The organism is Neobacillus sp. C211, assembly GCF_051842875.1.
In the GTDB taxonomy this organism is placed as follows: domain Bacteria; phylum Bacillota; class Bacilli; order Bacillales; family Cytobacillaceae; genus Neobacillus.
On sequence record NZ_JBPXRO010000035.1, the window covers coordinates 17020 to 32385 of the forward strand.

12 protein-coding genes are annotated in these 15366 nt (G+C 37.4%); 5 read left to right on the forward strand and 7 right to left on the reverse strand.

Going from position 1 to position 15366, the window contains the following annotated elements; translation table 11 throughout:
• Window positions 1-243: 243 nt before the first annotated feature.
• Window positions 244-1113 carry a DUF1002 domain-containing protein gene (locus ACSU6B_RS24425; RefSeq protein ID WP_410888888.1) on the reverse strand — a complete coding sequence of 290 codons (870 nt, stop codon included), beginning with the start codon at window positions 1111-1113 and terminating at the stop codon, window positions 244-246.
• A 580-nt stretch (window positions 1114-1693) separates the two neighbouring features.
• On the opposite strand from ACSU6B_RS24425, the gene tatA reads away from it, so the two are divergent.
• Both tatA and tatC read left to right on the forward strand, forming a co-directional pair.
• Complete coding sequence (gene tatA / locus ACSU6B_RS24430; RefSeq protein WP_410888889.1) at window positions 1694-1891, forward strand: twin-arginine translocase TatA/TatE family subunit; 198 nt, start codon at window positions 1694-1696, stop codon at window positions 1889-1891.
• A 67-nt stretch (window positions 1892-1958) separates the two neighbouring features.
• Complete coding sequence (tatC, locus tag ACSU6B_RS24435) at window positions 1959-2681, forward strand: twin-arginine translocase subunit TatC (RefSeq protein WP_410888891.1); 723 nt, start codon at window positions 1959-1961, stop codon at window positions 2679-2681.
• Window positions 2682-2898: 217 nt separating this feature from the next.
• Here tatC and ACSU6B_RS24440 read toward each other — a convergent pair whose 3' ends face one another.
• Both ACSU6B_RS24440 and ACSU6B_RS24445 read right to left on the reverse strand, forming a co-directional pair.
• Window positions 2899-4167 (reverse strand): RNA-guided endonuclease InsQ/TnpB family protein, encoded by a 1269-nt coding sequence (locus tag ACSU6B_RS24440; protein ID WP_410888893.1) that lies wholly within the window; start codon window positions 4165-4167, stop codon window positions 2899-2901.
• A gap of 207 nt (window positions 4168-4374) precedes the next feature.
• Window positions 4375-5817 (reverse strand): alkaline phosphatase PhoX, encoded by a 1443-nt coding sequence (locus tag ACSU6B_RS24445; protein ID WP_410888894.1) that lies wholly within the window; start codon window positions 5815-5817, stop codon window positions 4375-4377.
• A 319-nt stretch (window positions 5818-6136) separates the two neighbouring features.
• On the opposite strand from ACSU6B_RS24445, the gene ACSU6B_RS24450 reads away from it, so the two are divergent.
• Complete coding sequence (locus ACSU6B_RS24450; RefSeq protein ID WP_410888896.1) at window positions 6137-6913, forward strand: IclR family transcriptional regulator; 777 nt, start codon at window positions 6137-6139, stop codon at window positions 6911-6913.
• 246 nt (window positions 6914-7159) lie between these two features.
• Window positions 7160-8509, forward strand: coding sequence for an MFS transporter (locus ACSU6B_RS24455; protein WP_410888898.1), 1350 nt, complete (start codon window positions 7160-7162; stop codon window positions 8507-8509).
• Window positions 8510-9125: 616 nt separating this feature from the next.
• On the opposite strand, the gene ACSU6B_RS24460 is transcribed toward ACSU6B_RS24455, so the two are convergent.
• From ACSU6B_RS24460 to ACSU6B_RS24475, 4 genes are all read right to left on the reverse strand, one after another.
• The gene (locus tag ACSU6B_RS24460; protein ID WP_410888900.1) at window positions 9126-10328 is read right to left on the reverse strand and encodes a carboxylate--amine ligase; all 1203 of its coding nucleotides are present in this window, start codon (window positions 10326-10328) and stop codon (window positions 9126-9128) included.
• A 14-nt stretch (window positions 10329-10342) separates the two neighbouring features.
• Window positions 10343-11569, reverse strand: coding sequence for a glycosyltransferase family 2 protein (locus ACSU6B_RS24465; RefSeq protein ID WP_410888902.1), 1227 nt, complete (start codon window positions 11567-11569; stop codon window positions 10343-10345).
• A gap of 29 nt (window positions 11570-11598) precedes the next feature.
• Entirely contained in the window at window positions 11599-12819 is a 1221-nt protein-coding gene (locus tag ACSU6B_RS24470) for a glycosyltransferase family 2 protein (protein WP_410888904.1), read from the reverse strand.
• Window positions 12820-12897: 78 nt separating this feature from the next.
• Entirely contained in the window at window positions 12898-14142 is a 1245-nt protein-coding gene (locus tag ACSU6B_RS24475) for a glycosyltransferase family 2 protein (RefSeq protein ID WP_410888905.1), read from the reverse strand.
• A 318-nt stretch (window positions 14143-14460) separates the two neighbouring features.
• On the opposite strand from ACSU6B_RS24475, the gene ACSU6B_RS24480 reads away from it, so the two are divergent.
• Entirely contained in the window at window positions 14461-15246 is a 786-nt protein-coding gene (locus ACSU6B_RS24480; RefSeq protein ID WP_410888907.1) for a sulfotransferase, read from the forward strand.
• Window positions 15247-15366 lie beyond the last annotated feature (120 nt).

Consider the following 15366-nt stretch of genomic DNA (forward strand, 5'->3'; position numbering starts at 1 on the left):
ATTTGCCAAATTTATTGGCACTATCCTTATTTTTTTGCACCTTAACTGCAAAAAGGCTCTTTCCGATAAAATGGAAAGAGCTTTTTAATTTTATGTACACATGAAATCAAAAAAATAACACGCCTTTACAGCGTGTTCAAGGATTCTTATCTTGATCATAAATTTTAAAACCGCGATTACAAACATGCCAAAACTAAGATTGGAGTGTAGCCATTAATATATCGCCTCATTCCCCTTATCCTTCTAAGCAAAGAGGACACGAGCCTCATCAAGTAAGCGATTTAAGAAATCTTGCAGCTTTTGTAAAAATGACTGACCCTCTTCAGATTGCAAATATGTCGAGATTTTTTCTGTCGTAACACTAAATTGTTCTTTTACTTGATTCCAGTCAATATCCATAGCGTTTAGTTTATTGAAGAAGTCTACTAACATATCTAACTCTGCATCTTTTAAAGTAATCCCAAGCTCCGTCGCAACTTGTTCAATTAATGCACGCAAGTCAGCTTCTGTTTTCGGTTCATTCTTGGCGATTTCATCCTTGACTTTTCCCATGAGAGCAGCAGCATTTTCCGCTCCAATTGAGTCACCGAGCTGTGCGGTTTTCACCATTTCTTCATTCGCCACTTTTTTGATTTCTTCAGGAATTTCTTCATTAGTTGTCGTTTCGTAAGCTTTCATTATTCCTGTCAAAGCAGCTGTACCTGTAACAGAAAACGGAGCGGTAATCTGAATTTTCGCATCCTTTACACCCGCTGTAAACAAGGCATTTGTATACATTTCATCCGTAACCCATGTAATATTGTTCGTTTGAACGTCTAACCCGGAATCTTTGGCACCGATTGTGATGCTCGCTGATGAAATAGCAATAGAACCAATTTGTGCCTTAGGAATAGACTCCCCTAAATAATCATGCTCTTCTTTATTAGATACGGTAATAATTTGTGCGTTTTCCGGTACCGCTAACTCTGCTAACATATCATTTTTTTGCTGTTCGGTTAGGTTTTCTCCTAATGTAACAATGACATCTCCTTCTGCTACGTCTGCAAAGCTGATAGAAGGAACAGAGAAAAACATTGGTATGGCAAGAAACATTGCTTGTAATTTTCGTTTCAAAAAAAGACCTCCTTTTATACATTCAACCATTCATATAAGAATGGTTAATGTTTCGCCAATTATATTTAATATCAATAAAGAATACTTCCTGAAAAATTGGCTTTGAATTATCTTAACATAGAGGTTGGGATTTTCATTGAAAGAATGGGTAACTTTTATGTTAAAAATCTATTAAGATTCTTACATGGTAGATAATAATGTTACAACCTTTACAGTAAGCCTCAAAAAGCTTAATAAGTATGACAAAAAGGCTTCACAGGGAGCGAAACCTTTTTGTTACCAGAAGTTCATGGTAATCTATTGTCTGCCATTTCCATTGGTGCTGTTTCAGGCGTTGAGTAAATGCCTCCGCGAGCACTTAGGACGACTTCGTTTTTCCGTGATCACGTGCACGATTCGCTTCTTCCCCATCTCGAACATTTTTACAGACGATTAATAGAATTAATCGTTTATTTACAATTCTTTACACTCACTTAATTAACATAGTGATGGTAGTAACCTATAATTATAGAAGGAGATGAAAATCCACTACATACTTTTTTTCTTAGGTATACAGCCATATAAGAGGAGGAAATTTTAAATGCTACAAAATATTGGGGTTCCTGGTTTGATTCTTATTCTTGTAATCGCCTTAATCATTTTCGGCCCTTCAAAATTACCGGAATTAGGCCGCGCGGTTGGCTCCACATTAAAGGAATTCAAAAAATCAACAAGAGATTTAGTTTCCGATGAAGAGCCGGCAAAAGCACTGCCCAAAAAGGAGGATAAAGCCATTTAATCCAAATCATTTTTTAGGAAGATGTAAGAAGGCTTGCATCTTCTTTTTCATAAGGAGGACCGTCCAGATGAAAAACCACGATATGGCCCTGATTGGTCATTTTGAAGAATTACGTAAACGTCTCATTTTCGTACTAGGAACATTTATCCTGTTCTTCATTGTATCCTTTATCTATGTACAGGACATTTATCACTGGCTAGTGAAGGACTTAGAAGTGAAGCTGGCCATATTAGGACCGAGCGACATTTTATGGGTCTATATGATCCTATCAAGTGTCGTGGCCATTGCAGGAACCATCCCAATGGCCGCCTATCAAACTTGGCTGTTTGTCCGTCCCGCATTGAAAGAAACGGAACGTAAAGCAACGCTGGCTTATATTCCAGCACTATTCCTTCTATTTATTATCGGAATTTGCTTCGGCTATTTTGTCATTTTTCCAACGGTATTTCAATTCCTCCTCTCGATGTCAGAGGAAATGTTTATGACCTTTTTTACAACAGAAAAGTACTTTATGTTTTTAATTCATATGACGCTTCCATTTGGATTTTTATTTGAACTTCCAGTGATTATCATGTTCCTAACAAGTGTCGGAGTGCTGAACCCATATAGATTGCAAAAGATTCGAAAATACGCCTATTTTGTACTAATTTTAATCGCAATCTTCATCACCCCGCCGGATTTTCTATCAGACATATTGGTAATCATCCCCCTGATTTTCCTATATGAATGCAGCGTTCTATTATCAAAGGTCGTTTATCGGCGAAAACTACAAGTGAATCTAGCTGCGTAAATGAAAAAGAAGTCTTAGTCCATGTGCTAAGACTTTTTTTATGAAATGGTCCATCAACGAGCCATCCAACTTGACTTCGCCCCATGGATAAATCCAGGGGATTCTTTTTTAAACCTTCATCAAAGCCACCTTTCGGCCGGAGCTTCCAGGTCTTACTACTTCTCCAGTTCATTACGAAATGTAGTAAAAACCACATACCGCAGCCCAATCATAGGCACTACGCCACTGCCCTTTTAGCCTCATTGCGCGAGACAATGGGAGCTAAAAGGACTCGGCGATACTTTGTATCTTCTATTTTAGGTAGTTCCCGATTTTTCGTTAGCTGTTTATTGACAGCCTTGTCCAAAATATTCATGGCACCTACTACATCCCGATGTCCTTCCGCGCCACAATGACAGTCGAAGTCTCGATTCCTTTGTTTGCGGAATTCTCCACATGACGGGCACGTACCAGAAGTATAGGACTCTTCTACAAGTTGGACTTTGACTCCTCGAAGTTTCAGTTTGGACTTTATTTTTTCGATTAATTGCCCAAAACTCCAATTGGACAATTGTTGACGAATTTCTTTACGGGTTTTCTTTTTCGTATTCTTTTGAACGCCATCCGGTGTTCCGATATAGAGTGTTTTAATTTGATTTTCCACACACCAATCGGTGACCATTTTCGAAATCGAATGCAATAGATACTCCATTCTCCGTTCCAGTTTTTCTAAAAAACGGCGTTTACGCAAAATGAGCTTTTGCCTTTTATTCGAACCTGGCTTCTTCCGGCTAATCAGCTTCTGAAACTCTTTCAACTTTTTGTTTCTGTAGCGCTGTAACGAGCGAAGTTCTCTTCCTGTTACAATGAGGTGGACTTTTCCGTTACTTAAAACGGCCGCATGGATGATCCCTAAATCGCAGCCGGCTTCCTTTTTACCTTGAACCTGCTTTTGTTTTGGTACTTCCACTGCTAGATGCATCCAGTATTGATTTTTGTGCCAAACGATTTCGGCACTTTTTATCGTATGGAAATCAATGTGCTTTGGTTGAGGGATCACTAAGGGGGATTGTTGTTTTCCATTGCTAAACCTGAGCTTTTTACCGGACAATGTAATCGCAGTTTTTTTAAATTTAACGGAAAAGAACTTTTTGTATTTCCAAGGGTACCGCCACTGTTTCTCACCTTTTGCCCGTAACTCCCTTGTTCTTTTGCATGTTTCTTCATGTAGCTCGATGATCGATTGAATCGTTTGCGAGTGTAATTTATGCGTGGTGGCATTGTACCATTGCTTTTTTTCAGATGCACTTGTCCAAACCTTATATGCATCATATAGCCACCAATGGAGATCTAAGCAGTCATTCCACAGATTTGCTGCTTCCATACGTAGAGTATCGACTAATCTTCTCTCCTCGCCGGTTAAACGGAGCGGAAATTTCCGAATGACAATATCTCCTTTCGATTCTTTTTTCTTCTGTTCTTTCATGTTCTTTTTATGGGGTTCCATTTATTTTTTCACCTCCTAACAGAACATTTGTTCCATATACTTATTGTACTACTATGGAATAGCAATTGATAGTAAAAAGAAAAAAATATGGCTTATATCCCCATTTCTGAAGAAAGGGGTTTTACGCCACTATTTGATAATTCAAAAAGAAAAGATGTAAACCAGACACAGGGCCAGTTTACATCTTTTTATAGATTCATATAAAGGTTAAATCTTCAGTCCGTGGCGCTCAAATGCTGCGGCTTCTAGAATCGACATTCCTTGACTCTCGGCAAACTGGGCAACCTTGCTAGAAACCTGTGGTGCAAAATTTTTCGAAGGAACAGCGTAAGACATTTCCCTTGCACGGGCAGAGTTACTGCGGGCAAATGGACCCCAGATCGCAAAGGTTCTGCCTGGGCTTTGAATATTAACAAAAAGCGTGTTTCCGTCAGGCGAGAAGGTAGGCCCTGTCATTTCAGATCCATTGAGACGATTGTGAGCAAAAGGATAGATTTTGCCTTCAGGTGTAATTCCCATAAGTCGATCGTCACCTGCTCCATCTTCCACGAACCAAAGGTCGCCCCATGGAGTCATAGCAATGTTATCCGGAGATTCCATGTCTTTTGCATCTGTTGCCTCATAGAAAAGCTCCAAGGTATTGGTGCCTGGAATGTAGCGGTAAATGCGTCCAAGATTTTTTTCACCGGCAGAGCTGTCATCGAACCAAAAGACACCCGCTTGGAAGAAAGCTCCCTCTAATTTTTTGAATTCAATACAGCCTTGTGCCTTGGCATCCTCGCGGCATAAATGAGGATCTAGTTCCTTCCAGACAATCTTAAAGGTTTGTCCTGTTTTAAATGTACTTGCTGATGGGCCAGCTACCTCTTCAATCGCCGCCGCATAAAGCTTGCCGCCTTTTTGCAGGGCACCCGGCTGTTGGGTGGTATCATTTGGTATAAAACGATAGAAATAACTTGGAGTTGCATCCTCAGTCAAGTAAACATATCCTGTCGCCGGATCAATCGCACAGGCTTCGTGAGAAAAGCGTCCCATTTCCTTAATTGGAGTTCTGGACATTTCATTCTCAGGCTGCTGCGGGTCCACTTCGAATACATATCCGTGCGTCGCCGAACGTGTTTCTTCACAAGTCAGCCACGTACCCCAAGGTGTCGCTCCTCCTGCACAATTTCGAATGGTACCGGAAGAGGTTACATATTCTTTGATGACGTTCCGATTTGGGCTAATAACTAGCGCAGTTGTCCCCCCTGCGGCTGCGGCATCATAAGGCTTGGTTCCAATCACCGGATTTGCTGCACCTGGACTCAATTCATGATTACGAACAAGAACGGTTGTATTGTTAGGTCCTTCAAAAGCTGCCATTCCATCAAAGGCGCCAGGGATTTTTCTGCCGTTTGTCAGCTGACCGCCCTCTTCGGAAATAATCTTATAATGAAATCCCTTTGGAAGATCGAGAACTCCATTCGGATCCTGAACCAAAGGACCATACCCACCAAAACCGCTGGTTGGATTATTGGTAGTATCCGCAAATGCTTTTGAACCAAGTGTTAACACTCCGGTTGATCCAAGCGTAATTGCAAGTGTACTCATTCCTCCCGCTTTTAAGAAATCTCGTCGATTCATGCCATCTTTTGATACTTGATTTTCCATAATGTAAATATTCCTCCTCATAAATGCTTTTTATATCTATTTATAGTTTATCTAGCAATCATTAAGGATTAATGGAAATTTTGTAAGGATTAGGTAAATAAGATTAAAGAAATGTAAACATACTCCTAAATAAATCGACTTTATAAATATGTGAAGACCTCCACCTCTTTTTTTAGTCTAAAGTTCCAAAAATTATGTAGTAAGTTCCCCTAATTATTTATTTCCTTACTACGTATCATTGGTCATGAATAACTGTGGGATATGAATCACCGCTATGCTAATATAGGAAATAATAACGAGGGTATAAAGGAGGTTCACAATGGAAGTCACCAAAAAAGGAACGACCATTCAATCATTACAAATCGGAATGGGTATCCTAGATTTAATGGCCAAACAAGGAAGGCCATTAAAATTTACCGATATTCAAGATCTAACACAGATTACAAAAAGTAATCTTTATAAATACTTAAATACCTTTACACAATTAGGAATCCTTTATCGTGATAAAGCTACCGGATCCTATGTCCTGGGAAGTAAGTTAATTGAATACGGAATGGCAGCAGTCGATCACGAAAACGTTATCGATCGGATCACCCCATACTTACAAGAGCTGAACGAAAAAAGTTCAAGCACTGTCCTTTATTCCAGTTGGACCCATAATGGTCCAATGATCGTTAAAGATATTAACACCAATCGAGGATATAATATTGGAGCTCAGATCGGAACCTTACTTCCCATTTATTCCTCAGCCGGGAAAGTATTTATGGCCTTTATGGATGAGCAAACGATTCGTGAGTGGAAAGCGAGGGAATTGCTACAAAGTCCTCCAGAAAAGGTTATCCAGCTGGAAGTAGAACGCAGATTGATTCAGGAAAAAGAAATCTCTTTTGCAAGGGAGCCGCTGGTATCATCCGTGTCCTCCGTTTCGTTCCCAGTCTTTAACTTTAAAAAGAAACTCCTTGGAGCTGTAACGATCGTAGGTTTTTCCGAGTTAATCCCCAGTAATGAAGAAGAAGAACTAAGTCAATTTTTCATCCAAACCAGCAAAGACATATCAAGTAGTTTCGGATTTTTATCAAATGAGGAATTAGAATAAATAGTAGGAAACTAAAAGCGGGATCATCCCCGCTTTTTTTTGTGTGTATTACCATTAAAAAACGTAAAACTTACAAAAAACTTTAAATATTATAATTTTTATATTGAAAATAAAGAAATTGCCCTTTATAATCTCTAATTAGATAACAATATTCACTATATATATAATTAGTATGGTGCTTACGAGCTTAATTGCATTACCGTAAGCGCTCTCACTAAGTTTGAAATGAAAAAAGGGGGAGAATATTTGGCAACAATTAATTCGACAGAGATTATTGCTAACAGTAAATTTAACCGTTTTCATCTAGGCTTACTACTATGGAGCTTCTTCATCATATCGTTCGACGGGTATGATCTAGTCGTCTATGGAACCGTCGTCCCAACTTTAATAGAGAAATGGAACCTTTCCCCTGTTGAAGCAGGAGCCATCGGAACCTATGGATTATTTGGGATGATGTTCGGTGCCATCCTTTTCGGAACACTCGCAGACCGGATTGGAAGAAAAAACGTAATCGCAATTACCTTAGTGTTGTTTAGTTTCTTTACCTTCTTATGCGGCTTTGCAGAAACACCCACTGTTTTCTCAACCTTTCGCTTTTTAGCAGGATTAGGACTGGGAGGAATCATGCCAAATGTCATCGCATTATTGACAGATTATGCCCCTAAAAACATGAGAAGTATGATAGTTTCCATCGTATTATGCGGCTATTCAATTGGGGGAATCCTTGCTCCGTTATTAGGAATCTTTTTAATGCCAAAGTTCGGATGGGAATCGATCTTTTGGGTTGCAGGTCTGCCTCTATTACTGTTGCCTTTTATGTATAAGCAACTACCTGAAACAGCAAGCTACCTGATACGGACAGGCAAAAAGGAAAAGTTGATCTCTGCACTTACGAAAGTAAGCCCCGGATCAAAATTTAATAAACATGATGAAATCGTAGAAATAAAATTACAAGAAACAAAAGTTCCTATTTTTGGATTATTTAAAGAAAAAAGAGCATTAAGTACAGTTATGTTTTGGATTGCCTTTTTCAGTTGTTTATTGATGGTCTACGGTTTAAATACTTGGCTTCCTAAGTTGATGATTGAAGCAGGATATGGGCTTAATTCCAGCCTAACCTTCCTCATTACCCTTCAAGGCGGTGCCATTATCGGAACGCTTATCATTGGACGACTTTGTGATAAATACGGCTCCAAAAAAATGCTCATTCCGATGTATGCATCAGGAGCAGTGGCGTTGACATTGCTCGGATTTGGCGGAAGTTCGTTTTTGATCTATCTCTTAGTAGCCATTGCAGGTGCTGCGACCATCGGTGCCCAAAATATAGTCCAGGCCTATGTGTCACAATACTATCCTCCAAATATGAGATCGACAGCATTAGGGATGGCTTCTGGCATCGGAAGAATGGGCGGGATGCTCGGACCACTTTTAGGCGGATTCCTGTTATCTGTTTCGTTACCGATTCACTTAAATTTCATTGCCTTTGCCATCCCTGGTTTAATAGCAGCAGCGGCCCTAGCTATCATACCTGTTAGACATGCATATTCTAATGAAAACGATACCAAAAAAGAGTCGATTACAACACATGTGAGTTAACATCATGACATTTGTCTGGGGCCATTTCATATGGCTCCAGATATGTTAATTATGTTCCAGCAAATGTCGTAAGTTCCGTAAAATATGTAGTAAGTGGCCGCTATCTTGTCGTAAGTCTCAATGATTATGTAGTAAGTGACCTTAATTATGTAGTAATTTCCCCATCCGAATTCTTTCCTCTATGACTGGCACTACAATCCCCCAAAAAAAGGGACACCATCCCCAACCAGGATGGCATCCCTCCTAAACACCCAATCAAATTTTCGCTAGAGGTTTTTATATCCATACAACCAATCAATCCACCCCAAGTACGAACACTTCTTTGTACTTTCATTACCCTTGGAATCCGCTCCTCTTGGTTATCTTAGAATGCCTGCTCGAAGTTTTACTCATAGCTTTAAGCCGCCTTTTTAACGCTTTCATTTCCGATTAAAGTCATCTTCTCAACAGATAAAGTGAATATTGAGATAACTGTAAATACCAAAGCAACAGAGCCTAGGAATACGGAATTGTTGAAAAAATCCTTTGGATGAATGTGAGAAACGTAATCCAAAAGTCCTTTCAATAGCTTTGAAATCTTCCATATGAATCACTTCCTTATTTTTTTGTGTAAACTCTACCTTAACCACATTTCACGAATCATGTTTTTAACTTCAATAATACCTGGTTTTGGATCGTCCATTGTTATCTCGTCGTATCTTTCACGTAAGGAAAATAGATTGAATAACGTTTCCTTTATGATTTTTAATATTGGACGTGTAGCCAAAGTAGGGTCTAGATGATCAGCTCGAAGGTTCTCGACTTGCCAGCTTAGATCCCTCTTAATATTCCTGCAATAAATTTCCTTACGATAGGTTTGTGGGAATTTTAGTTCTCCATCTACCATCATATTAAAAAGAGCCAATGGGAAATTTGCTCCAGCTGCTACAGCCAAAGGAAGGGAACCCCAGAAACGCGCATTCACTTCAACGAATATCCAATCATTTGTTTTTGGATTGTATAGAAATTCAACCATTGCTACGCCTGAATAGTTAAGTTCTTTCATAATTTTTAATGAAGCCTCTAACAGTTCAGGATGAACTACCGAACTTTTTCGATATGAACTTCCACCCCCATGGAGTGGTTCATGTACTCTGATATGCTGAAATGTCATCAATGGCTGTCCATCTTTTAAAAGTAAATCAATACCTACTCCATAACCTATAAAATTTTCTTGGATGATGACAGGTCCTGCTTTTAGACTTTCTTGTAAATAATTGTGTAAATCTTTTTCCGTATATGCCTTCTTTACGAAGTGTTTGGAAAAAAGATTTTGCTCTGTACAGGAATTTACAGGCTTAATAACTATAGGAAAATCAAAATTTGCAAGAATCTTATCAATCTCTTCCAAATTAGTTACTATTAATTCACGAGGCAAGTTGATTCCTAATTCTCTAGCCAATTGATTAGTATTAATCTTGTTGAATAATACACTATATGCTTTGTCATTAATCGTATATATCTCTGCATATTTCTGCAAATCGTATTGATATTTTTGAAGGGGGATTATTGAAGAATCATGACATGGAATCACAAGATCAAACATTTCCTCCTTGAGCACATTAACCATTGCATCTAACCAATCTTTTTCACCCACTTTGAATGGAGGGATATCATGTATTTTATGAACATATTTTGAATAAATGGCTTCTACATTTCTATGCCATGCCACATGCACTTCAATTTGTGCCCTGCCTAAGGAACGGATAACACATAGAAATGATCTGTTGTCATGGCCTAAAACAAGTACTTTCTTTCTTTTGACCAGATTATTTTTCATTAATTATCTCCTCTTTATTTAGTGGTTAGCAGGTCAAATAAATTGACCAAATTCCCATAGTTTCCGTAAGCTTCTATCACATTTCGTTCCGAAAATATAATTTCTTTCCTTCCTGAATCATCGTCATTGCTGGAACTTTGTAGAAGGTTCGAGACCTGTTTTTCCTGGGATTTCAAGATTTGGATCTGCTGTAACATTAAGACAATTGAACTCTTAAAATCTTCAAACCGACCGGGAAACTCACTGTTGAGCGACTTATATTCCTGTAGTATCTTGTTCATAAACGCAAAATCTGTTTTATGGATTGATTCCAAAGATTTTATGCATACTTCAATAACCGGATGCTTTTGTTGCAACAAGATCATATTCTTTCTCCCTTCCTTCCGTTTTTCAACAGGGATTGGATGTTCTTGGTGATATCGGATTAAGTTCGGATCAAACACAAATTTTGTACCGGCTTTATAGAGGCGGTAAGAAAATTCAATATCTTCGTGGCCCCATCCTCTAAAACTCTCATCATAACCGCCAACGATGCCTATTAAATCTCTTTTTATTGAAAAGTTCGAACCGACACAAGCCATCCAAGCTAACGGGCTGTTATTGAAATTTTCCTCCCACTGCTCGAAAATTTCATGGAGATATATTTTAGATACAGAAAATGATTTTAAGTATGTGGAGTTCTTTATTTCTGTTTCTGATAGCAGCTGTATAGGTTCTTTTAGATTTTTTATCAAATCTTGAAGATTAGACTTATTTATTTTTTGCTGAAGCACTTTACCCAATCGTTCTTCTACTAATTGTCTATTTTTTGCTAAATAATAAATATCATTGATTTGACCTGAGTTAAATTTAGGAAAAAGGAAACTATAAAGCTTTTCGGACTGTTTTCCTATCACAACCACCTGCTCATTTGTCATGTGATGACTGTGATGATTTCTTATATAATCGGGATGCATAATAATTTCTGCGTCCAAGAAGAGAATAATTTTTCCTTGCGCCATTTTATAGCCTTTATTTCTTGTGCCAGCTATGCCCAAATTGGATTCATTTCGAACGTATTTAAAAGAGTAGGGAGGATGATATTCTTTTAAAAGAGAAGTATTGTCCGAGGATGCATCGTCAATGAAAATGACTTCCATTTTAGATAAATCAAATGACTGATTTTCCAGTGCATAAAGAGTAAAAAGATTTAGAGGATAACGGTTATAGGACAGGATGATAACGCTAACTTCAAACTCCATATTAGTCACCTTTCGAAAGAACTCTTGATTTAGAGATTAAATAATAGGTCAAACAATTTTGTTGCATTTTCAAATCCGTAAGAATCCAATTCGTTACGCTCAAATAATAAACGGCTTTTAAAATTGTCATCTAATTCAACGCCTGAGTTTTTTAAAAGGTCTGTGATTGGTTTACCCTCCACTTTTAATAAAGGGATTTGTTTTAACATTGCTTGAATTGCTTTCTTAATATGTTCAAATCTATCAGGGTAGTTTTGAGAAATAGCTTCATATTCCGCCAGGATGATATCCAAGTCTTTATAGTCTTTGATACCGATTTTTCTTAGAGAAAAAAGATAGACATCGATGCTGGGATGTTTCTGCTGAAAGATGATTAAATTCTTTGTCGCCTCTATTTCATTAAGAATACTGGCACTGGGATGTTCCTGGTGATAGACGTTAATATTCGGATCATAAGTAAATTTTACGCCAGATTTATAAAGCCTATAGCCATATTCATAGTCTTCCAATCCATAGCCTTTAAAACTTTCATCGAACCCGCCCACTGATTCAACCAACTTCTTTGTGACGGAATGGTTTAAAGTGGTGCAGGAAATCCATGGTAACCGAAAACTGTCATCAAACATATTAAAAATATCTTGTTGAAATTTTTTCGGCTTGGAGGATAACATTATGTTTGAAAAAGAGCTGATATCTTGTTTAAAAAGAAGTTGTATAGGTCGGTTTAATTTTCTTATCATGGGTAAAAAATTTTCCCACTTGCATTTTTCAAGGCCAATTTCTTCGCTAACCCGATTTTTGACCAAGGGTGTTTTTTGAGCGAGTGAGTAAAAATTTTTTAATTGATTATCACTAAAATTAGGCAGTAACCAGGAGTAGGTTAAATTAATATTGCCTGGAATAATGACTAAAGGTTCATTTGATAGGTGCCTTTGAACATGGTTATATATAAATTGAGAATCCACAATTACTTCGGCGTCCAAAAAAATAAGGATTTTCCCACTGGCTGCTTTGATTCCTATATTTCTAGTTATGGAACGGCCTAAATTTTCTTGATTTCTAATGTAGTGAAAATGGTATGGCGCAGAGTACTCCTGCAACAAAGGTGTTTCGTCAGTAGAGGCATCGTCTATCAGAATGACCTCCATTTTCGATAAATCAAATGTTTGATTTTCTAAGGAATGAAGGGTAAGAAGGTTTAGTGGGTAGCGGTTATAAGAAGGAATAATGACACTCACGTCAATGCACATAGGTTAAATCTCCTTTCTAGAATTTAATCATCATACGGCACGCTTTTGAGATTTCATTGTTACTCTAGAATGTTTCTTCTATGATTGTGTATGAGAGGATGTAACGGTTAGAAGGTCGAATAATTTAACTAAATTCATATAGTTTTTGTAAGCTTCTATCTCATTTCGTTCTGAAAATATCCGTTTTTTTCTTTTTAGATCGTTCCCTATTCCAGAACTTTGCAAAAGGTTGCAAACCGGTTTTTTCTGTATTTTTAAGTTAGGAATTTGCTGTAGCAGAAAGACGATTGAACTTTTAAAATCTTCAAACCGACCAGGAAAATTATCGTTGAGAGATTTATTTTCCCGAAGGACCCTATCGATAAACCCAAAATCATATTCTCCAATTAATTCCAAAGATTTAATACATACGTCGATAACTGGATGTTTTTGTTGTAACAGGACCATATTCTTTAATCCTTCCAGCTGTTTGTCAACGGTTATCGGATGTTCTTGGTGATAAGGGGTTAAGTTAGGATCAACGATAAATTCGGTACCGTTTTTATAAAGCCGGTAAGAAAATTCGATATCCTCGTGTCCCCATCCTCTAAAATCTTCATCATAACCGCCAACCATGTGAAATAGATCTTTTTTTATCGATAGGTTTGAACCAAAACATGCCATCCAGGATAAATGTCTGTCATCGAAATTTTCCGCCAATTGCTCGAAAACCTTATCAGTATAGGTTTTTGATAAAGAAAATGACTCTAAGGATGACCAATTCATAATATCTTCTTTAGAGGTCAACTGAATAGGTTCTTTTAACTTTTTTATGAAGGCTAGAAGTTCTATGTCATTTATGTTCTGTTTTAACCTTTCACACAGCCGTTCTTCTACTAACGATCTATTTTTTCCTAATTCGTAAATATCATTAATTTGTGATGAGCTAAATTCAGGAAACAAATAAGAATAAAGTTTTGTATTATGTCTCCCTAGGACAACGATCTGATCTTTTGTAATATGATGTCGGTAATGATTACTTACAAAATCAGGATGGACAATAATTTCGGCATCTAAAAAGAAAATAATGTTCCCCTTAGCAATTTTAGATCCTATATTTCTAGTGCGGGATAGGCCCATGTTGGATTGGTTTTGAATGTATTTAAAAAGGAAGGGCGGATGATAGTCTTTTAAAAGTGATGTATTGTCCACAGACGCATCATCAATAAAAATGACCTCCATTTTGGATAAATTAAATGTCTGATTTTCCAGTGCTAAAAGGTTAAAAAGATTAAGGGGGTAACGGTTATAGGACGGGATGATAATACTAACCTCAATGTCCATTTAATACACCAGTCATCCTTTCATGGTATCAACAATTGATTATAAAAATTCAAAAAATTTAAATTGGCTTACCTTGGCTTTGAGTGACAATTAACCTCGTTTATTAAAAACTGTTTGTTGCTATTTAAATTGCCATAATTATAGTTAAAGGTTGCGTTTTTTTATTTATATGATGTAAATAAGCAGACGAAATGGACAGACGCGGAAAGAAGAGAGTACATTAGTATTTTGGCTGTTCGAGGAACTGAACATTTTATTTTTCTTTACATAAAATATGACAAAATCCAAATTAGAGGCAGGTAAGAGGAGTGATTATTCATGCGGGCACAAAGTGGAGAATCTGGAAATGGGGGGATTGACCTTGTTATCTCTGCTGCATCGCTAAGGTCAGGTTCAACTCTTTTGCAGAGAATCTTCAATGCTAGAAGGAACACTTTAATTTGGGGGGAGCATAGAGGTTGCTTAACTGACTTTTGTCATATTTATAAAAATATCCTCGGTGCGTCAAACAAATGGGGAGAAACACGAGAGGAATTTTTTGGGAACGGTGAGAATCCAAATATTTGGGTCGCAACTATGGTGCCATCTCCCAAATATATCGAAGAAGCGATTTTACGATCAGTAAAAACATTTCTTAATAGTCTTTATCAGGAGAATAATGAGGGACACGATATTGTAGGTTTTAAAGAAGTTCGGTACGGTCGTGATGAATTGAATTTATTTCGTAAATGTTATCCTGATGCACAAATTATCCTTCTTATCCGTAATCCCATTCATAGTTGGGAAAGCTATCCAAAAGATTGGGAAGATTACAGGTCAGCCGATCATTTTGCGGAACAATGGAACAAAAATGTCTCCTTTTATCTTGAATTTGCACAAACGGATACGAGTACCCATTTAATTCAATATGAAAAACTAGTGGAAAAAGAGCCGTCAACCATAAAATTGATCTCTGAGTTAGGACAATTGACTGATGAAGAAATAGATTATGTTTTATCTAACAAAATTTCTGGCACTAATCAACAAAAAAGTATTAATAACGATGCCATTAAAATGATCAACGATATATGTAAAAAGAACATGGAGCAATTAGAGTATTTATAGTTTACTTCAATCACGAAGGCTGTTGAAATGAAGGTTCAACTGCCTTCTGAATCTTTAAAAAATACCCAGACAAGATTACTCTCTTTTGAATAAACTGTAATATTAAAAACTTTGAAGATA

What these genes read in the sequence shown, in the direction of transcription:
- tatA (WP_410888889.1), top strand. Translation starts at nt 1,694, where the DNA reads ATGCTACAAAATATTGGGGTTCCTGGTTTGATTCTTATTCTTGTAATC.
- tatC (WP_410888891.1), top strand. Translation starts at nt 1,959, where the DNA reads ATGAAAAACCACGATATGGCCCTGATTGGTCATTTTGAAGAATTACGT.
- ACSU6B_RS24440 (WP_410888893.1), bottom strand. Translation starts at nt 4,167, where the DNA reads ATGGAACCCCATAAAAAGAACATGAAAGAACAGAAGAAAAAAGAATCG.
- ACSU6B_RS24445 (WP_410888894.1), bottom strand. Translation starts at nt 5,817, where the DNA reads ATGGAAAATCAAGTATCAAAAGATGGCATGAATCGACGAGATTTCTTA.
- ACSU6B_RS24450 (WP_410888896.1), top strand. Translation starts at nt 6,137, where the DNA reads ATGGAAGTCACCAAAAAAGGAACGACCATTCAATCATTACAAATCGGA.
- ACSU6B_RS24460 (WP_410888900.1), bottom strand. Translation starts at nt 10,328, where the DNA reads ATGAAAAATAATCTGGTCAAAAGAAAGAAAGTACTTGTTTTAGGCCAT.
- ACSU6B_RS24465 (WP_410888902.1), bottom strand. Translation starts at nt 11,569, where the DNA reads ATGGAGTTTGAAGTTAGCGTTATCATCCTGTCCTATAACCGTTATCCT.
- ACSU6B_RS24470 (WP_410888904.1), bottom strand. Translation starts at nt 12,819, where the DNA reads ATGTGCATTGACGTGAGTGTCATTATTCCTTCTTATAACCGCTACCCA.
- ACSU6B_RS24475 (WP_410888905.1), bottom strand. Translation starts at nt 14,142, where the DNA reads ATGGACATTGAGGTTAGTATTATCATCCCGTCCTATAACCGTTACCCC.
- ACSU6B_RS24480 (WP_410888907.1), top strand. Translation starts at nt 14,461, where the DNA reads ATGCGGGCACAAAGTGGAGAATCTGGAAATGGGGGGATTGACCTTGTT.